We start from the raw sequence: 19,299 nt of genomic DNA, 5'->3' as shown, positions 1-19,299 counted from the left end.
AAGTAAGAACATTCCGGAAAAATGCTTAAAGAGCTGCGTCTCTATTGGCAGGAAGAACTTCCATCTGTAAAAAGCGGGCAGCCGATTTTATAAATTATTTTGTCCGTTAACGCGGACGGGGATGTTTTCTTAAAAACAAAAAACGGCTGCCCGCAGATGTATGAAGTGTTTTTTCGAGAGCATGAGCCCGCTTATTTACGGTTAGATGTTTTTTGAAGTTCACGCAGGAAACCCATTGAAGCAGCGAAAGCAGCCGCTCTTGGAGGAACTCCTTTCTTCATTAATTCATCTGCTGTTTCTTGAATCCGCTGTCCTGTATTTTGTGGTTTTTCCACCGTGAACACCTTCCTTTCTTTATTAGTAGCTTGCAGGAAAAGGCTGCTTTCATACAGAACGAATGATGGGGATCGACGCTTTTTTTTACAGTTTGTTCATAATCGGTAGCGTTTTCATATTTTTAACAATATAATTTTTCCTGTTCCCCTTTACAAAAGGGAAAATCGGGCGTATAGTACGTGTTTATCAGGCGATTATGCCAAGTGTGATTTTAAGCAATGGAGGGAATATGAAGGTATGTTGAACAAGTTAATCAATCAGGTTAAAGACCGGATTGGCTCACCACATATCGATTTATTGCTGGATAAAAATGAATTTACGCCCGGTGAAAAAGTAACCGGTTCTTTTCTTATAAAAAGCGGCGTGTTTGAGCAGAAATTAAGCCGTCTTGAATGTGACCTTGTAACGAAAAATGCTGCCGTACAGGCGCCGGATGCAGAGGCTATTATGATTTTTATGTCGGAATATATTCCGCCTAATACCTCCAAACGAATTCCATTTTCATTTCAGCTGCCGGCAAAAATGGAGGGCAGCCGGTATTATTTTGAAACAAAGCTTTGTTTCGGCGACGGCAAAAAATGTATCGAGCAGGATCCTATTAACGTAAAACAGCCGGCTTTCTCATAAAGCATGATTATTATTTCCGCTTCCGGGTAAACAATTTACGAAAGGAGCGGATAATCAATGCAAGGAAATGTAAAAGCATTTCGTTTAAAAGACGACGGAGAGATTCCAAATAACGAGAAGCTCCCGGTTATTTTCTACGAAGGTATTTTTGCCGAAAATCCTCAGGATATTGAGCCGTCCTTTAACCAGCATGGCTGGACGAACAGCTGGTCAGGCGGTGTTTATGACTATCATCATTACCATACCAATACTCATGAAGTACTCGGTGTACAGTCGGGAACGGCCGTTGCTCTGGTCGGCGGTGAACAGGGCGAACGCCTTGAATTAAAAGCTGGCGATGTTTTGGTGCTGCCGGCTGGAACAGGCCATAAGCGGCTTGATCAGAGTCCTGATTTTTCCGTAATCGGAGCATATCCGGATGGGAAAAGCCCGAACTTAAAAGAACGGGCCCCCGCTGTACGAGCCCAGTCGCTCAGTGAGATCGCAAACGTTCCAGTGCCGGAAACCGACCCGGTTTTTGGAACAGAGGGCCCTCTTCTTGAAAAGTGGAAAGCAGCTGCAAACTAAGCAGCTGCTTTTTTAATGCTTAATTTTATTTATTTACGGAACTGGCGCGTTTTCCAGGTAAAACGGCGCGATAAGCAGCCGGGGTGGCGTGATTCTGGATGAAACGCGCCATTTTAACAAGGAATTGCGCCGCGTTTTTAGAAAAACGCGCCGCTCCTCAGTAAAACGCGCCATCCTGGGTTAAAATTAAGCAGTTTGAAGAAAAATAAACAAGACCGGCATTGAGCCGGTCTTTAAAAGAAGTTATGTTGTTTTGAACAGCCGGGGAGCTGTTTTCCAGAGCAGAATAAGAACAATGGCACATAGTCCGAACGTTAAAAGCGCTGTGCCGCCATTTACAATCAGTGAGTAAAGCGCGGCAGGCATCTCTTCCGGCGCATATTCGCCAAAGTATACCCAGCCGGCAATAAAATGCCAGAAATAACGGGCAAGAGAGCCGATCAATACAGCGAGCAGTATGAAACGTACCGATAAAGAATGTCTGGCGAAAAGCCCCGCTAAGCCTGCAAATGAAAATGCAATAAAATATTCAATAAATGCTTGAAGCGGCGTTAGAACGTAGGCATCTCCCAATACAATCTGCAATAAGCCCCAAATAAAGCCGGACGCCATGCCGGTTTTCCAGCCCCAGCGAAGGGCAACAAGAAAAACAGGCAGCATCGCAATCGATATGGACATCCACGGTCCAACATTAATAGAGGGAAGCAAATCTAAAATAAATGCCAGAGCTGCCATAACTGCTGCTTCAATCAAAGCCTGAAGTGGTACTTTACGATTCATTTTTTCCTCCTTTCTACCGCACGCGAAGAAAGAGGAAAAAAGTCCACATCCCTGCGCCGGCATGATCCGACAGGTTCCATGGGTCCAGATCGTATCTGTTCTCAGCCCGAAGACTCCCCATGTGGTCTCGTCCATTTTAGCAAATAACAGAACCTGTTACAATGTAGAAAAAGGGTGAGCGCGATGAAATCATCAGTATGCGAATTGTGCGGCCGGTCGCCTGTTGAGACAACCGTCCATCATTTAATTCCCCGCGAGGAAGGCGGCTCTTACGGACCGACAGCCAATCTGTGCCGCACATGCCATAAACAAATACATGCAATTTACACAAATAACGAACTGGCGGTGCGTCTCGATACTCTGGAACGGCTGCGCCAGGATGAAAAAATAAGCAAATACATTAAATGGATCCGCAAGCAGCCGGCTGAAACACAGCTCAGGGTCCGGAAATCAAATGAACGAAAGCGCCGCCGGTAGCTACAGTGAAGGCACTTCCAGGTTAAGAAGGTGAATAAAGGGGAGGAAACGTGTCCAGGCAGGAATAAACTAAAATGCCAATGGCGATAAAAAGAAAAAGAAAATGGGCGGCCTGCAGTCCGTTTTCTTTTTTAGTTTTTACAAAAAGGATAATCCATAAAACCGCCAGCAGATTATTTAAAACAAAAGACAGCATTCAGTCCAGCTCCTTTCTTGCTTTATATTTTGTTCATACCAATAAGAAGCCGCAAGGAACCTGGCAGTTTATCTGACGGTGTTTTGAAAACTGGTGCTTTTTACATCTCAAAAGGATAATATAGGAATAAACACAATCCTGTCATGTAACAATGAGGCACATAAAGCGATGGAGGAATGAAGATGAAAACGGAGCGGAAGCTGTACCGTATGTGGAGAATACTATCCTTTGCCCTGTCGGTTGTTTTGCGGGTGTATGGGTACAAGCTTATGAGAAAGTCAGCGGAACAAAAAGAAGAACTAGGGGAAAGAATTGGGAAGCAGTTTCGCGAAATGCTGTTTGAGCTCGAAGGCCCGCTCATTAAAATCGGACAGTTTTTAAGCATACGCGCGGATTTGCTGCCGGGCGGGTTTATCAGCCAGATTCAGGATTTAGCCGATCAGGTGCCGCCTTCTTCATGGAAAAAAATTAAAGGGGTTCTTGAAGAAGAGTGGGACAGGCCAATTAGTGACGTTCTTCAATCGATTGAGCCGAAAGCGGTTGCTTCTGCTTCGATCGGCGAAGTATACCGGGGGAAATTGCCCGACGGAACAGACGTAGCTGTAAAAGTACAGCGGCCGGCAATCCAGTCGATTGTAAGAACCGATTTTCAGTCACTGGCTGTCATCATCTGGTTTGCGCGCTATTTTGCGCCTGTGCCAAAAGGCTTTATTAATTTTTCCATGCTTTATCAGGAGCTAAAGCAGGTTGTGGAAAGAGAGCTTGATTTCCATAATGAAATGAATACCTCTTTTCATTTTCAACAGAGGTTCCGTCCGCTTGCCTGGCTGCGTATTCCAAAAGTGTACGGGGAGCTGACTACTTCCAAAGTGATGGTTATGGAGTGGATAGAAGCCGCCAGAGTAACGGACACCTCATTTTTGGACAAGCATGGGATCGACCGCATGGAAACGGCCCGGCGCCTGTTTCGCCTGTTTATTCCGCAATGGCTGGAGGCAGGCATGTTTCATGCTGATCCTCACGCGGGAAATGTGCTGATTCAGTCAGACGGCACTCTTATCCTGCTCGATTTTGGCATGACAGGCAGCATTTCTAAAACAGATGCGGCGAATTTTCAGCGCCTGGTGGAAACACTGCTCTTAAAAGATCATAAAAAAGCAGCAGAAGTGCTGGGGGATTTGGGCTTTTTAATTCCCGGCACAGATACAAAAGTGATTGAAAAGCCGCTGGCTGAAGCGCTGGCTTTTCAAATTAATGACTTAAAAAATATGGATTTATTTGCAGTTGAAAAAGAAGTAAACCAGATGGTGAGATCGCTGCCGGTTCAAGTGCCGGTGAGGTTCGTTTTTCTCGGCCGCTCGTTTGTCACAGTAGAAGGCATGCTGCATACACTCTGCCCGGAGAGAGAAAGCATTGATATTATGGGACCGGCTTTTAAGGAATGGCTGCTTGAAAGCAATTTAAATAAGTGGAAGTTTATATGGAAATGGATCAATAGCCAGCCGGCTTTTCGGTTTTTTCACTTGATCCAAGAGGTATTTCAAGCACCGGGGCAGTACATGGAATTAAAGGAACGCCTGCAGCGGGACGAAATGGTGTTCACTTCTTTTGAAAATCAAAAAAAGCATGCGGTTACGGCAGGCATCGCCGGACTGGCCGGTATTTTAGGCGGAACGTACATAGAGAACTTCATTATTCTAAACGCTTTTTACTGCCTGTCCGGACTGGGTGCCGTTTCTTATATTTATGTGAGCTGGAAGCAGAAAAAATGGCTCAGTAAAACCAGATAGCTAAAAGCTGCCTGTCCTTTGTGCGGGGGCCGGCGGCTTTTTTGTACGAAAAGGAATGTTCAATAATCTGCTCATTCTTTCGGATTTAGCGGTTACAGATGTTTTTTATACATACTTCTTAACAGGAATGCACGTTTGTGTTTTCTTTTATATGTTGCTAATAAAATAGAAATGAATGATAGAGAAGGAGTATGGATGTATCGACAAGTGGATGATTTTTTTAAAGGAATGGGCATTGGCTGTGGAAGGGACATTGCAAGTAGTACAAGCCGTAACTGATGACAAATTAGGACAAGGTATTTTGTAAGGGCATAGTACACTTGGTTGGTTAGGCTGGAATTTAGTAGAAACAACAGGTTATTTTAGTCATATAGCAGGTTTAACTGTGCCAATGATTAGTCGAGATGAATCAGTTCCAGCGAGAGCAAGAGAAATTATAACAGCTTACGAAAAAGCAGCAGAGGCGGTCAAGGAAGAGGCAGCCAAGCTATCAGATGTAGACTTGCTAACAGAAAGAGGCATTGCGAGTATTGCAACAAAAGGTGCATTATTACATTTCTTAATTGACCATCAAACACATCACCGCGGCCAAATGATGGTGCTAGTACGTCAAGCAGGCTTACCAGTACCATCTGTGATGGCCCCAACTAAAGAAATGCAATAAAGAAGAGATGCCCTCATGGGTAATATTACTTAAAGTTAGAGTTTTTTATGCGGCTGATTGGTTGGTTTGAGTACGGGGTTGCACTGGCCTCGTGCCAGCCAATAAAAAGTCCGAGAAACACCCCAGCGAGGACGTGAACAAATTTTCCTTCACGCATTCGCTTTTCTTTTCTCCTCCATCCCTCACTATAATATAAAAAGAAAACTAAACTAGAGGCAGGTGCGCGCATGATCCAATTAACAAACCGCCAGACACGCCAATTTCTGTTATTGAAACACGGACTTTTGAACGAATATAAATTTAGCGGGAAGCAGGGCGTATTGGACTTTGCTCGGCAGGTTGGCTGTATTCAATACGATCCCATTGATGTTTGCGGAAAAAACGCCGAATTGGTGTTACAGTCACGAATCAAAGGATTTACTAAGGGAATGCTCGCCGATTTGCTGTATGAGGATAGAAGCCTTGTCGATTATCCTGACAAGAACCTGGCCATTATCCCTGTGGAGGACTGGCCGTATTTTGAGCGATACAGACAGGCCGCCCGACAACATGCCGTACGCTATCCCGAAATGGAAGCGTTGACAGCGCAAGTACGGGCTCATATCCAAATTCACGGTCCAATATGTTCAGATGATTTAAAATTAGATGGAGATTTCTCCTGGCAATCGGCCATCCACTGGAGCAGCGGAAGCAATTCATCTCGATCAGTGCTGGAACAGATGTATTCGACGGGTGAGTTGATTATCCATCATAAAAAAGGAACGCGTAAATATTACGATATAGCCAAAAAGTACATACAGTCAAATCTGCTGAATGCATCAGAGCCGCTTGAAGATGAGCTTGAGCATCATAAGTGGCGGGTACTACGTCGTATCGGCTCGGTTGGTCTCTTATGGAATCGTGCGTCAGATGCATGGTTGAATATATGGGGGCTGAAAGCAGCACAGCGGAAAGAGGTTTTCCGCCAGCTATTACACGAAGCTCGCATTATTGCTATTGCCGTGGAGCAAATGAAGGACATGCTGTACTGCCTCGTGGAGGATTTACCGCTTATTGAAGCCGTTCTGCAAAATCAGGAGCCAACAAAATTGCGTTGCGAACTTATTGCCCCGCTAGATAATTTCATATGGGACAGAAAACTTATCAGCGAATTGTTTGACTTTGATTACACCTGGGAGATTTACACACCTGCAATCAAACGAAAATTCGGCTATTATGTGCTGCCTCTATTATATGGAGAGAGCTTTATTGGACGAGCAGAGATTATCGCAGAGAGAAAAACTGGAACACTCGTTGTTAAAAACATCTGGTTCGAAAACGGTGTGAAGCAAACAACACAATTGCGAACAGCTTTGAACAGTTGTTTCCAAAAGTTTGCAATATTCAACGGGTGTGAGAGAATTTCGGCAGAGTCTATGAACTGATATTTTCTGTATTTGTATAGAGATAATAAAGTTGTTTACTCATGAAATAACTGATAAGAGCCTTGCTAACACTTTTCAGAGAAAAAGGAAACAAGTCTAATCACGTGCTAAAATTGATGGCCTCCAACGCATTTCTCGTTTATTTCCTTCATGTGCCTGTTTTCGTTGTTTTACAATACGGCATCTCTGGACTGGAGGTAAACGTCTGGGTAAAATTTGTTCTGGTTTCCGTTCTGGGCATTGTGCCAAGCTTTTTGACCAGCCAATTTTTGTGGAGGAAAATTCCTTATCTAAAGCGGTTAATGTAAGTGAAGGGGCTTTTTATCGGGGGGCGATATTTTTTATTTTAGGGCGGGTACTATTCGCGGGGCGTTTAAACGTTTTTCCGCCCCGGGTACGGCAACTACCGCTCTGGATTGTATTATACTGCCCCGAACAGAAAGCAATGTAGAATTGCTTAACGGAATATTCAAGAAGCTGCCTGGCCTTTTTCTAAGTATATATGGACAAAAAAGGTAAAAAAATATAATACGGTACCTTGCAATGATCAGTACTGGGTGATATTATAATTCTAACCGGTACTAATTATGAGTCACTACTACACAATATATAGTAGTGGGAAAGAGGTGAAAAACAGTTGAACGTCCAATTTAAAAAAGGGGTTCTTGAATTGTGTGTATTGGTGCTCCTGGAAAAGCAGGATCGTTACGGCTACGAGCTGGTGCAGAAGATTTCGGACCAGATTGAAATATCGGAAGGTTCGGTTTACCCGCTGCTAAGACGGCTGACAAAAGAAGAATACTTTACGACCTACCTGCAGGAATCAACCGAAGGTCCTTCGCGCAAGTATTACACATTAACGGACAAAGGGAGAGAGTACCTTCATAAGCTGATTGAAGAATGGAATGAATTTACCAGAGGGGTCAATCAATTAATTAAAGAGGGTGGATCAAGTGAATAAGAAACAATTTTTGCAGCAGCTCGATTCAGCGCTGCAGGGACTTTCGCAGGAAGAACGGCGTGATATTTTGCAGGATTACGAAGAATACTTTGCCAGTGGGCTTGAGGAAGGAAAATCGGAGGAGGAAATTGCTTCCGCACTCGGCTCGCCCCGCCAGATCGGAAAAGAGCTGGCCGCTTCCCATCAAGTAGAAAGAGCGAGAACAACTGCAACCGCAGGCAATGTGATGAGGGCAGTATGGGCTGTTATTGGGCTTGGTTTTTTCAACTTAATTATCGTGCTGGCTCCTTTTGTGGCACTGATGGGATTCGTACTGTCCGGGTGGCTGATGGGAGTATCTTTAGTCGCTTCACCGCTGCTTGTTCTTGTTAGTGCGGTTATTAATCTGGGCACATTTGTATGGTTTGATCTTTTTACTTCCATGGCTCTTTGCGGCATCGGTTTGTTTATTTTGATCGGTATGTTTTTTGCGACGAAATCTGTAATGAGAGGGTTTATCCGGTATTTGAAATTTAATGCATCTTTTGTGAAAGGCGGACTGCGGCATGATTAAGAAATTATCGATTCTCGCATTGATTCTGCTGCTTGTAGGCGGAGCAGGAAGTGTACTGACATTCAGCCGGGCAAATACAGCTGTCCAGGTATCAGAAGAGAAAACATTCAATGAGAATTCAATTAATGAGGTACAGCTGGATACAGATAATGCAGATGTGAATATCGTTCCTGTGCCGGGATCGTCTGCGAAAGTGGAATTGACGGGAAAACAAAAGCCGAGCAGTGAACTGGTTTTCCGCGCAGACGTAGAGGGAGATACACTGGTTGTAGAACTTGATGAAAAACAAAAAAAATTTTACACGATGGATTTCGTTTTGACGCATATAACACTAAACGTGTATCTTCCGGAAAAAACATATGAGTCGCTGTATGTAAAAAACAATAACGGCCGGGTAAAGGTGAGTGAACTGGCAGCTCAAAACGTGCAGATGCGGATAGATAACGGAAAAGTGGCCGGAGAGGATATCACATCACAAAATGTAAAAGTGGAGGCCGATAACGGAGAAATTTTTCTTGACCATGTAGACGGTATCATTGAAGGAAAAGTCATCAATGGCCGTATAAAGGTACTGACGGAGGATCTTGACCGGCCGATGCAGCTTGTAACGAACAATGGAGAAATTACCGTTGAATCGGAAAAAGAACCGACAAACACTACTTTTGATGTGCATAAAGATAACGGGTCCATTAATATTCTTGATCAGTACGATGGCAACGCCCGGTTTGGAAAAGGGGAAAATATAATTAAATTGGCTACAAACAATGGGAAAATCGAGGTAATAAACTAGCCGGCGGGATTACCAAAATCGAAAACAAAGCGGTAAAGCCAGTTACAGCCCGCTTTGTTTTTTGTTTGATAGATTTCTGTCCTTAGAATAAAAATGTTTTTCTTTCTATCAAAAAGCCCGCGGAAATATTCTGTATATTCATGTGTTTTCATAAGCTGAATAAAGATACAGAGGAAAAGCAGTGTTTGTTCAGGCGAACAGCAAAACTAAAATAGGGAGCTGAGAAAATGAAATCCGCACCGTTATCTGCCAGCGAAAGGATTTTGACGATCGATATTATTCGAGGCTTTGCTCTGTTGGGCATTTTTTTGGTCAATATGCCTTCTTTTCACTCACCCGTTGTATTTCAGGGGCTCGGGGAAGAGGAAAAAGATTTCTGGCTCACCCTGTTTTTGCAGATGTTTGTGGAAGCGAAGTTTTATACGATTTTTTCGTTTCTGTTTGGCCTGGGCTTCTACATTTTTATGAGCCGGGCCGAGAAAAAAGGCATGCAGACCAATCGCTTATTTACGAGAAGGCTGACTGTGCTGCTGCTGATCGGGACGGCCCACTTTATTTTATTATGGTCCGGGGATATCCTGCATACGTATGCAATTACCGGCCTGCTGCTGCTTTTATTTTATAAGCGGAAAAATAAAACTCTTTTAGTTTGGGCAGGCAGCTTGCTCGCAGCCTGCCACCTTGTTCTGGCCGTTCCTTTCTTTATGCCTAACGAATCATTTGAACAATTAAAAATGGCTTTTGAAGAAAAGAAATCAGAAGAATTCCCAACATATGTGGCGATGTATGAAGAAGCCGGCTATCTGGAATGGATCGCGTACCGCTTTGACAAAGAGATTCCGTTGATTACAGCACAGCTCCCGCTTTCTATGCTGCCGGTTTTGGCCATGTTTCTGCTTGGGCTTTATGCGGGGAAAATAGGCATTTTTCAGCCCGGCACGCCTTACTTACCGCTTGTTAAGAAAATCTGGCGCACTGCACTGCTGATAAGCATTCCGCTTTCTGCCAGCCTGGCTGCATTAAGGCTGTCATGGATTGACGGCGGCTATTACCAGAGCACCGTTGAGGAGCTGCTGGTCAGCTTAAGCGGCTTTACATTATGCTTTTTTTATATAACTTCACTTATGCTGCTGACGCAAAAAGCAAAGTGGCAAAAACGCCTCCGTCCACTTGGTTATGTAGGGCAGATGGCGCTGACTAATTATCTATTACAGACAATTATTTGCTTTTTCCTTTTTCTCGTACTCGATTTTTATGGGAAAGTCGGCCTGGGTACAGGAACGCTTATCTGCCTTGTTATTTATGTGCTTCAGGTGGCATACAGCTATTTTTGGATGAAGAAGTTTGCATTCGGCCCGTTTGAATGGCTGTGGCGTTCGCTTACTTACGGATATTTTCCATCCATAAAAAAGGCGGCACCCGCCGAAAAAGAAAAAGAAACAAAGACCATTTCATAGGACAGGAAGAAGCAGGGAGAAGCCTGCTTCTTTTTTATGAATACTTCTTATAGAGAAGAGATTACGCCCGGTAGCGGTGGATATATTCGGTAAAGTTCCACTTTGCTAAAAATTCCTCTGCCGCTTGTTTTCCCAGCTCAATCAGCTGAAGCTTTTCTTCATTGGAAATATCGAATTGAGTAGTGGAGACAGGAATCCCTTTAATAAAGATCGTTCTGGCTGCATTATGCGATTCAATATACCGTTTATCATGGGCTTCCATCATCGTTTTAATCAATGCAAGAGAAATATCGACTAGCCCTTTTACTTTCTTTTGCTGATGTACCCGGGGAGATCCCGACAGGCGGAACCCAAAGGTCGGCCATCTCGGTGTTTCCTTTGAATCAAACAGCCAGATCGGGTAATTGCTCAACAGGCTGCCGTCAACGATAAGGTTTCCATCCAATGTAAGAGGCTTGAAAAAAAAGGGTACACTTGCACTCATTGTAACTGCCCGGGCGATTGGAAATTCATCAGGGCTAAGGTGATAAAGCGGGAGGTCATCAGGAAGGATCGCCATTCGGTTTTGGGTAATATCGGACACGACAATTTTTAGTTTGTTTTCAGGAAGGTCGCCAAAGGTAACCTTTCCTTTTGTTTTTAAGGCACTGACCAGCGACGCTTCTAAAGGGCTTAGTGAATAAATTCCATTTAAAAATTCCAGGCTTAATGCGGGTCCAAGAAAAGGGATACGGCTGATTCCACTTTTTTTTCCTAACTGGTCAAGAGGGAATTTAAGAAAATACTCCTTCATTTCCTCTCCAGTAAAGCCAGCGGCCAGCAGGGCCGCTGTAATAGAACCAACAGAAGATCCCGCCAGCTGGTTCCATACATAGCCGGATTTTTCCAATACCTGGACAGCGCCAATATAAGAAAATCCTTTTACACCGCCGCCCTCAAATACTGCATCTATTTTCACTTCTTTCGCCCCTTCGCTTTTTTACTCTGTTTCATCATACTCAGGAGCCGCCGCCAGGTTACCGATGGCAGGCAAAGACATTGTAAGAGAGCAGCGGTAAAGGCTGCCGGAATCATTTTAAATGAAAACGAAAATGAGTGAGTATCTGTAAATCTAAAAAAAGAATTAAATTTAGAAGAGTTTTACTCGTTTTGGAAATAAATCAACAAAAAATAAAAGTGAAATGATATATTAATAGATACTATTATACTTTTTGCCAAGTGAGGGAACAGAAATGCCGCATCAGCTGCTGCTATACATAATTGCGTTAATTGCAGGTGCCTCCGTCAGTTCGTTTTTAGGAATTTATGCATTTATTAAGATCAGGCATGCACCCGGCGGAAAGTATTTTTGCGCGGCTGCATTTTTGGCCGCTTTTTTCGCTTTAACATATGCATTCGAGTTAACATCGGATACGCTTGAGAAAATTTTGTTCTGGGTAGCAGTTGAATACCTGGCCATTGCTTTTTTGCCGGCCGTCACATTGCTTATGTGCGCTGATTATGCTGCCCGAAAGCCAAGAAAGTGGATGTATGCCGTTCTTTTTGGAATTCCGGTTATCACAGTTATGCTGAATTGGACAAATTCGTATCATCATTTTTATTACACGTCTGTCGGCCTGGGCAGAAATATGGGACATCCGGTTGCCAGGCTGGAAGGAGGTCCATGGTTCTGGGTCCAGACTGTTTTTCTCTATTTTTGTGTACTGGCTGGCGCCTGGATCCTGCTCAGCCAGCTGAAAAGAGTTTCGTCCCGTTTTCATATACAAATTTTAATGATGGGCATCGGTATTTTAATCCCGGTGGCGGGAACTCTTTTTTACCTGAGCGGCTTGAGCGGCGGTCTTGATTTCGGGCCGGTCTTTATGTGTGCGTCATTTTTATTTCATGGAGCAGCTCTGCTGCGGTTCCGTATGTTTGATGTGGTGCCGGTCGCACGGGAAACCATATTTGAGAGTTTAGAAGAAGGCGTACTGGTACTGGACCAGAGAGAAATGATCGTAGATTACAACCGGGCAATGAAGCCGCTGCTTCCATTTTTAACGGATGATGCCATTGGCAGGCCTTTAAAAGAGATACTCGGCTTTGATAAGCAGCTGGCCGACATTCTGCAGAGCGGGCAGGAAGGTGATTACAAACTCATTCAAGGAAGCAGGAAGCTGCATTTCCACATCCGCTTTGCTTCTCTGCTCAATAAAAAAAAGGAGCCTGTCGGCAAAATTGTTATGTTTATTAATATAACAGAGCGGGTGCAAATGGAGGAGCAGCTGCAAAAGCTTGCCAGAACAGATGGCTTAACCGGCCTTTTGAACAGGACCTTTTTTCTTGAACAGGCAGAAGCAGCCTGCTTCGGAATAAAAGAAAAAGGGGACAGCGTATCACTGATCATGTTTGATATAGATCATTTTAAGCAGGTGAATGACACATTTGGCCATGAGGCAGGAGATCTTGTTCTCATGAAAGTAGCGGAAACGGCCCGGAAAAGCATGCGCTCACAAGATTTGCTGGCCCGTTATGGCGGAGAAGAATTTATTATTTTTTTGCCGCATACATCTTTGGCTGATGCAAACGAACGGGCAGAAGCCCTCCGGACGGCTATTGCTGAAGCTACTGTATATGTGGAAGACAAGGCACTGAATGTTACATCAAGTTTTGGTATTTCACAGGTATGGATTGAAGCCGGCAGTATAGAATCACCGGTTCAAATGCTGATGAGAGAAGCCGATCAGGCTTTGTACGCTGCTAAGCGGAATGGCCGCAACTGTGTACAGACACTTTCTTAAAGGGGAGGAGCAGGAAAGCCGAAAGCAAGCGTTTGTCAAGCACCAAAACAGCCCGCATTGAGCGGGCCGTTTTGGTGCTTGAATTTGTGTGCCATCTTCAATCGGCTTTCCCGGAATCACTCGCATCGTAATTTTCAAGAAAATCAATTCGTTCCGTAATACGGGGATGTGAACCCATAATATAATGAATGACAGCTGGTTCATAGCCGGTTGATTTTGAGTTTATTGTTAGTTTTTGAAAAGCGGTAATAGCAGCTTCTCTGTTTCCTGCTGCTTCAATTGCATAGCGGTCAGCCTCCACTTCAAAATGCCGGCTTTGCCAGTGGTCAATTGGGGAAGCCAGGAAGGAAATAATGCTGAACGAGGTAATCAACAGCGGCAGGACCGCGATATCCTGCTGATTTTTAATTCCCCATCGGTGTCCCCATTTTTCGCGTACCCAATTAAATAAGCAGAACGTTACAAAGGCGGTAAAGAAGCTGACGATCACCTGCAGCGCCAGGCCTTTGTAAATATGGTTCATTTTATAATGGGCAATTTCATGTGCCATCACAAATTTAAGTTCGTCGACGTCTAACTCATTAATGGCTGTGTCGCCAAGCACAATCTGCATGTTGCTGCCGAAGCCATTGACAAACGCATTGATTGTATTTGTTTGCTTGGACATATTCATCTCCAAAATTTTTGCATTGGGAATACCAGCTTCATCTGCGAGCTGCTGAATCTCCGCTTTGATTTTGCCGTTTTCCAGCGGCTTATACTCATTGAAAAGCGGCTCAATAAAGACGGGTGCAATAAACATAAGCAGAATAGTCAACGGCAGTGACGCAGCCCATGCAGCAAGCCACCACTTTTTTGGGAATTTTCTGATAGCGAAAAAAAGCAGCCAAATAAGTGGAATGCCCATAACCATATCCAGGCCAAAGCTGATGCCCATATCGCCGAGCCATGACGCCAGAGACTGGCTGGACAGGCCGTATTCTCGCGACAGTTTATAAAAGAAAAAGTCAAGCGGCAGATACAAAAGTGTCAGCACCAGGCTGAAAAAGAAATAATAAAAGCTGATCTGCCAAAACGATTTACGAAACCGGGCAATGGCCTGATTGCGCAATTTAACCGAGATCATCATAAAGAATAGCACCAGCACCACATCAAGCGGTGTTTGTAAAAAGAACGTAAAATACTGGATAAGATCTAAATGGTGTGCTTCTTCAATCTCGCTTTTCGTCATAAATTCTTTTGGATCTGCACTCGTGCCGGCATATTCAGCCGGCACATAGCCCGGCTCGAGATTTAACAAATACACACTGATGCCAGCTGCATACAAAAGATAGAAAATAAAAAAGCCAAATAAAAATTTCTTCAATAAGCTCTTCCTTTCACTAAAAAAAATTGCCGTGGATTCAAAGTAATATATCTAATAGGATGAAAATCCTAGATCTTTATACCTTTTTTACTTTAAATAAATCCCTTCTGGCAGTCAAGGAGAGGTTTTTAGCACCCTGTTCATTATATTCGGTCTGCTTTATTCCATTCATTAAATGCTCAGTCTATACAATGGGCGAGATTTTGATCATCAGCCCTTTTAAAACAGCGAGGCCGATAAAAGTGGCTGCCGGTCCTGTGAAAGGAAACATGGCATTTATTGAAGAGTGTTTCAATATTGAAAAAGCGGATGTTTTTATTTACCAGTTCATGTACAATAAAAGAAAGGGCAGCGGTATTGCTTTGGAATAGGAAAGGGCCGCTTATACATAAGCATTTATTAGGATGAAACCAGGCGATGAGTGAATCGAAACAGCAAGGGGGCTTTTGATGTTTTTTATTATAAATTACTTTAATAAAAGAAAGCGGATGAAGGAAAGAGAGAGCCTTCCGGAATTTCCGGAAGAGCTGCGACAGACGCTGGGGATGCGTCTTAAGGAAGGTGATCCGCTGGCGGGAAAGCTTGAGCAAGCATGGAATAAGCAAATGGCCGGGTCGGTAAAGGAGCGTTTAATTGGAAAGGGAGCTCTTTCCAGTCAGGAATATGAATGGTATGAGCTTGAGTTAAAGCGGTTTTTCTGTATGACGGCAATCATGAAAAATGTGCCAATGTACAGTGCCAAAGTGGATGCGATCTGGCATGACATGATTTTATTTACAAAGGATTATTCTGAATTTTGTGAGCGATTTAACGGTGCGATGATTCATCATACGCCGACAGAGAAAGCGTCGAAAACAAACCATTCTATCCGTCATGAACGGGCCTTGTATGAGCTGGTATACAGCGTTTTGTTTGATTTTCATGCAGGCTCGGAGCAGATTCAGGGACCGTTTGGGAACAGTCTTTTGAACCGGGAATTTATTTTAGAATGTGAAGAACTGAGAGGGCAGGAGCTGGAACGCTATATCGAGCAGACGCTTTTCAAGGCGGACGTGTCCCAGCATGGTGAGCTGATCTGTGCTGCTTCCAGGCAGATCGCCCGGCAGCTTATTACTGCAAAGGAAAGACTTGTCACGAGTGGGTCCGCAGCGCCTCTTTCAAAATCTAAAAGCGGCATAGCAGCCAGCGATCAAGCACTTTTCCTGCTTCTTTATACATCAATGGAAGCCGCCCATGAGCCTGAAGAAGAGGAAAACGATTCAGCAGCTGGATATGCCTGCAGCGGGTACGATGGCCGGCGGTATGACGATGACCGGAATGGCTCCCATCACGATTCAGATTCCTCGAATTGTTCATCAGATTCAGGGGGCTCTTCCTGCAGCAGCTGCGGCGGTGGCTGCAGCAGTTAAACAGTTTAAACACGGTACCCCGCTGGAGCTTATCCGCGGGGTATTTATTCGTTTTAGTCTCTTTTTATAGCAGTTTTAAGGAAGAAAAACCGGGTGAAACCGCTGGAAACGCTTGTTTTTGAAGGAAATCAAAGAAGAACGTTTGATTTTATTAAAAAGGGTAACAGTACATACGAGGTGATGAAAATGAAGCGCGCAGAAACGCTGGAGGATTTTATCGAGCTTGTTGAATCGGCCGCCGGAAGGAAAAGCTTGTTTACAAGTGAGCAGGAAAGCCCCTTGCCGGATGCTGCTATTGGGGATGAAGACAGTGGTGAAGCAATAGCGATAACCGTTCAGGCCCTGCTTGAATGCTCTTCAGAATCTGTGTACTTTTCAGCCACATACAACGATAGTGTCCATTACGAGGAAGCAGTCAAACAACTAAAAGAACTAGAAAGGCTCATGCCCTCCCAGAAAGTAATCCCTTCCGAAATTCAAAAACGTGTATGCTGAAAAATCATATAAGCTGAAAAAGCCAATCTCGTTTTAAAAACGAAATTGGCTTTTTTAATGGAAAATGAAAAAGGGGCTCTTGTAAAGAGCGTTTTTTCTTGTTTAAAGAAGCAACTTATACTTTTTGTCGAAAACATAATAAAGAAAATGATTTGAGAGATTAACAGGAAAAAAGTATGGAAAGTAGTTGTTATATAATAATAGTTATTTATTCCAGTTAAAGAGAAAAGAAGCCCATAAAATAGCCATACAGAAAAGCGAATAAATAAAAATATTTCTTTAAAAAATAATATTTATTTTATAAAAATATAATTGCTATCTATTGGAATTCGTATTATTATAAAAAGCATGACAAAAAACCCATAATTATATCGAGGAATATGTGTAATAAGTCTCCTTTTGTCGATTTTATTATTCTATTTATTAAAAGAGAAAGGAATTGATGTTTGAAATCAATACAAATGACCTGCATAAGTTGAATTAATACCTTTATATTCGCGGTTTAGTTCCATATAGGATTTCTTTTAAAAAAAGCAGACGCGCGATGGCGCTATTGTTCCGTTGTCCAGGTAAAGCCCTGTCTCTACATGCTTTTTCAGAGAAGCAGGATGTGTTTAACTTATATAGTTTATCATTGTTATATTTTCTGATAAGGGCAAACTTATTGAAAGATAAGGACGCAAAGCTGTGGGCCTAAAGCATAACGCTATGGCAGCCAGGCTGCCGAAGAAGCTGGAAGCACTTTTATTTAACGAGTTGTTTTAAATGAAGTCCATCTTTCTTTCGGATGGACTTTTTGTTTTATTTTAAAAATTGAAAAGCAAAAATCGATAAACAAATGGAAAGAGTGTGATTAGCAGTGCGAAATTTGTCCATGAAAACAAAGACCATACTCCTCACATGCCTGATAACTATAGCAGTGGGTGTGATTATTGCTGGAGTAAGCAACTATATGAATATGAAATTGTCGATTGACCAGCTTGTAGCTGATTCAGAAAAAACAGTTGAAGCATGGTCAAAAGATGTAACCGCAGAGGATGCGGCCCGTTTACTGGAGAGTAAGAAGAGAGATAGTGAGACCGGCCAGGAGCTGGAAGCGCATTTTAATGATTTATCTGAATATCAGCCGCAGGTCGCACAGGGATATATATTTGGAGCGGAACTGGAGAGTGGCACCGATACCCGCTATGTGTCAGGCCCAGCCGCTCTGACGGATGCCCTGGCGGAAGCAGGAGTGGAAACAGGCGGTTTTTATACACAGCCGGATAATATTGTGAAGGTTATCGAAGAAATGAAACAAACGAAAACCATGGCCGCGTCTGAGCCTTATACAGATGACTTTGGCACCTGGGTAACAGTCGTAAAGCCATATGTAAACGAAAATGGCGAAGTATTTGCTTATTACGGAGTGGATTTTGACGCAAAACCGTATCTGGACAATCAGCGGAAAATGCTTTGGATTGTTGGTTCTATTTTATTAGTATTGCTGCTGGTATTCAGTTTTTGGCAGTATAAATCAGTCACCAAAACCTTCAAGCCTATTCAAGAGTTAATCTATGGGATTGAAGAAGCCACAAAAGGGAATTTCGATTTCGAACTTAAAGAATCAAAGAACGAGCTTGGTGTGGTTGTCGGGAAGTTTAACAAAATGACAAGAAATATTGGCGGGCTGCTGCAATCGATTAAAGGGGCCTCGCATGAAACAAACATCCGGTCTGAAAGCTTATTCAGCTCCATTCATTCGACAGGAAACAGCCTGACAGAGATTACAGGAGAAGTAGCCGACATGTCTGAACGGCTTCAATCTCAAACAACCTCTACAGCAGAAGCGCTGTATTCACTTGAAGAATGGTCACAGGTAGTGGAAACAGTGGCCAGAAACACATCCGCTGTAAGTGAACTGGCGGCGGATATGGAAACACGGGCATCAAACGGCAATTATTCTGTTTCTTCTGTCCAGGAGCGGATGACCCTGATTAATGAATCAACTAGAAATTCGGAAAACAGCATTTCGATGCTGAAAAAACGCTCAGAAGAAATCAGCGGCATTGTCGAGCTGATTACCAGTATTGCCGACCAGACGAACCTTTTATCTTTGAATGCGGCAATAGAAGCAGCCCGTGCAGGTGAACAGGGGAAAGGCTTTGCGGTCGTAGCAGAAGAGGTTAGAAAACTGGCCGAGCAGTCCAAACAGTCAGCGGAACAGATCAAAGGACTGATTGCGTATATTCAGAAAGAGACGGATGACGCGTTTAATTCGATTAACAACAATGCTGCTTATGTAAATGAAGGTGTGAAAGCAGTTGAAGAAACTGGCGCAATTTTTGCCGATATTTTAGCCGCTACCCAGGAAGTAACCGCAAGTATTCAAGAAGTGTCTTCTGCAGCAGAGGAAATGGCAGCAGAAAACAGCGACATTATTTTAACGTTCAAGCAATTGTCTGAGCTGGCCCGGCAAAACAATCAAACGACGATGGCCATTTCCGGCAATATTGAACAGCAGCATAAGTCTTTTGAAAACATTATCGGCACCGCCCAGGAGATGACCGATGTTGTCAGTGATCTGGAAAAAGTTGTGTCGGAATTAAATGCATAAACTACAAAGGTCTCCTTTTTAAAGAAGGCCT

19 protein-coding genes and 2 riboswitches are annotated in these 19,299 nt (G+C 43.4%); of the genes, 14 read left to right on the top strand and 5 right to left on the bottom strand.

Annotated features, from left to right (window positions below):
- Positions 1-191: 191 nt before the first annotated feature.
- Positions 192-335, bottom strand: a complete 144-nt coding sequence (locus VP98_RS18900; RefSeq protein WP_156151365.1) for a hypothetical protein — start codon at positions 333-335, stop codon at positions 192-194.
- Positions 336-573: 238 nt separating this feature from the next.
- Between VP98_RS18900 and VP98_RS10475 the strand changes: the two genes are divergently transcribed.
- Both VP98_RS10475 and VP98_RS10470 read left to right on the top strand, forming a co-directional pair.
- A complete protein-coding gene (locus tag VP98_RS10475; RefSeq protein WP_046175310.1) occupies positions 574-963 on the top strand; it encodes a sporulation protein in 390 nt (129 codons plus the stop codon).
- A gap of 57 nt (positions 964-1,020) precedes the next feature.
- Entirely contained in the window at positions 1,021-1,530 is a 510-nt protein-coding gene (locus VP98_RS10470) for a cupin domain-containing protein (protein ID WP_046175309.1), read from the top strand.
- Between the two features lie 243 nt (positions 1,531-1,773).
- On the opposite strand, the gene thiT is transcribed toward VP98_RS10470, so the two are convergent.
- On the bottom strand, positions 1,774-2,310 hold the full coding sequence (gene thiT, locus VP98_RS10465; protein ID WP_046175308.1) for an energy-coupled thiamine transporter ThiT: 537 nt from the start codon (positions 2,308-2,310) through the stop codon (positions 1,774-1,776).
- A gap of 31 nt (positions 2,311-2,341) precedes the next feature.
- Positions 2,342-2,440, bottom strand: a riboswitch (TPP riboswitch).
- A 53-nt stretch (positions 2,441-2,493) separates the two neighbouring features.
- Here thiT and VP98_RS10460 point away from each other — a divergent pair.
- Positions 2,494-2,787: an HNH endonuclease gene (locus VP98_RS10460; RefSeq protein WP_046175307.1), complete on the top strand. Its 294-nt coding sequence runs from the start codon at positions 2,494-2,496 to the stop codon at positions 2,785-2,787.
- Positions 2,788-2,809: 22 nt separating this feature from the next.
- Here the strand turns inward: VP98_RS10460 and VP98_RS18895 are convergent, their stop codons facing one another.
- The gene (locus tag VP98_RS18895; protein ID WP_156151363.1) at positions 2,810-2,983 is read right to left on the bottom strand and encodes a hypothetical protein; all 174 of its coding nucleotides are present in this window, start codon (positions 2,981-2,983) and stop codon (positions 2,810-2,812) included.
- Between the two features lie 182 nt (positions 2,984-3,165).
- Here VP98_RS18895 and VP98_RS10455 point away from each other — a divergent pair, with 182 nt between their 5' ends.
- The 7 genes from VP98_RS10455 (at position 3,166) to VP98_RS10425 (ending at position 10,622) form a co-directional block, all read left to right on the top strand.
- Positions 3,166-4,773 (top strand): ABC1 kinase family protein, encoded by a 1,608-nt coding sequence (locus VP98_RS10455; RefSeq protein ID WP_082087910.1) that lies wholly within the window; start codon positions 3,166-3,168, stop codon positions 4,771-4,773.
- Between the two features lie 370 nt (positions 4,774-5,143).
- Entirely contained in the window at positions 5,144-5,437 is a 294-nt protein-coding gene (locus VP98_RS19375; RefSeq protein ID WP_331428627.1) for a DinB family protein, read from the top strand.
- Between the two features lie 227 nt (positions 5,438-5,664).
- On the top strand, positions 5,665-6,861 hold the full coding sequence (locus VP98_RS10445) for a winged helix-turn-helix domain-containing protein (RefSeq protein ID WP_046175305.1): 1,197 nt from the start codon (positions 5,665-5,667) through the stop codon (positions 6,859-6,861).
- 637 nt (positions 6,862-7,498) lie between these two features.
- Positions 7,499-7,822, top strand: coding sequence for a PadR family transcriptional regulator (locus VP98_RS10440; RefSeq protein WP_046175304.1), 324 nt, complete (start codon positions 7,499-7,501; stop codon positions 7,820-7,822).
- Positions 7,815-8,375, top strand: coding sequence for a DUF1700 domain-containing protein (locus tag VP98_RS10435; protein ID WP_046175303.1), 561 nt, complete (start codon positions 7,815-7,817; stop codon positions 8,373-8,375). The genes VP98_RS10440 and VP98_RS10435 overlap by 8 nt, the downstream gene beginning before the upstream one ends.
- Complete coding sequence (locus VP98_RS10430; RefSeq protein WP_046175302.1) at positions 8,368-9,165, top strand: DUF4097 family beta strand repeat-containing protein; 798 nt, start codon at positions 8,368-8,370, stop codon at positions 9,163-9,165. Before VP98_RS10435 ends, VP98_RS10430 begins: the two co-directional genes overlap by 8 nt.
- 227 nt (positions 9,166-9,392) lie before the next feature.
- On the top strand, positions 9,393-10,622 hold the full coding sequence (locus tag VP98_RS10425) for a DUF418 domain-containing protein (protein ID WP_046175301.1): 1,230 nt from the start codon (positions 9,393-9,395) through the stop codon (positions 10,620-10,622).
- A 61-nt stretch (positions 10,623-10,683) separates the two neighbouring features.
- Here VP98_RS10425 and VP98_RS10420 read toward each other — a convergent pair whose 3' ends face one another.
- A complete protein-coding gene (locus tag VP98_RS10420; RefSeq protein WP_046175300.1) occupies positions 10,684-11,580 on the bottom strand; it encodes a patatin-like phospholipase family protein in 897 nt (298 codons plus the stop codon).
- 274 nt (positions 11,581-11,854) lie between these two features.
- On the opposite strand from VP98_RS10420, the gene VP98_RS10415 reads away from it, so the two are divergent.
- Positions 11,855-13,402, top strand: a complete 1,548-nt coding sequence (locus VP98_RS10415; RefSeq protein ID WP_046175299.1) for a histidine kinase N-terminal 7TM domain-containing diguanylate cyclase — start codon at positions 11,855-11,857, stop codon at positions 13,400-13,402.
- A 97-nt stretch (positions 13,403-13,499) separates the two neighbouring features.
- Here VP98_RS10415 and VP98_RS10410 read toward each other — a convergent pair whose 3' ends face one another.
- Entirely contained in the window at positions 13,500-14,768 is a 1,269-nt protein-coding gene (locus VP98_RS10410) for a M48 family metallopeptidase (RefSeq protein WP_052712207.1), read from the bottom strand.
- A 449-nt stretch (positions 14,769-15,217) separates the two neighbouring features.
- Here VP98_RS10410 and VP98_RS10405 point away from each other — a divergent pair, with 449 nt between their 5' ends.
- The 3 genes from VP98_RS10405 (at position 15,218) to VP98_RS10395 (ending at position 19,268) form a co-directional block, all read left to right on the top strand.
- Positions 15,218-16,177: a glycine-rich domain-containing protein gene (locus tag VP98_RS10405; protein WP_046175298.1), complete on the top strand. Its 960-nt coding sequence runs from the start codon at positions 15,218-15,220 to the stop codon at positions 16,175-16,177.
- 93 nt (positions 16,178-16,270) lie between these two features.
- A complete protein-coding gene (locus VP98_RS10400; protein ID WP_046175297.1) occupies positions 16,271-16,672 on the top strand; it encodes a hypothetical protein in 402 nt (133 codons plus the stop codon).
- A gap of 644 nt (positions 16,673-17,316) precedes the next feature.
- Positions 17,317-17,400, top strand: a riboswitch (cyclic di-GMP riboswitch).
- Positions 17,401-17,624: 224 nt separating this feature from the next.
- The gene (locus VP98_RS10395) at positions 17,625-19,268 is read left to right on the top strand and encodes a methyl-accepting chemotaxis protein (RefSeq protein ID WP_052712206.1); all 1,644 of its coding nucleotides are present in this window, start codon (positions 17,625-17,627) and stop codon (positions 19,266-19,268) included.
- Positions 19,269-19,299 lie beyond the last annotated feature (31 nt).

It is taken from the genome of Domibacillus indicus (assembly GCF_000970685.1).
GTDB classification, from domain to species: Bacteria; Bacillota; Bacilli; order Bacillales; family Domibacillaceae; genus Domibacillus; species Domibacillus indicus.
The sequence above is the reverse complement of the archived record's forward strand: the minus strand, read 5'-3'. Positions and strand labels throughout refer to the sequence as shown.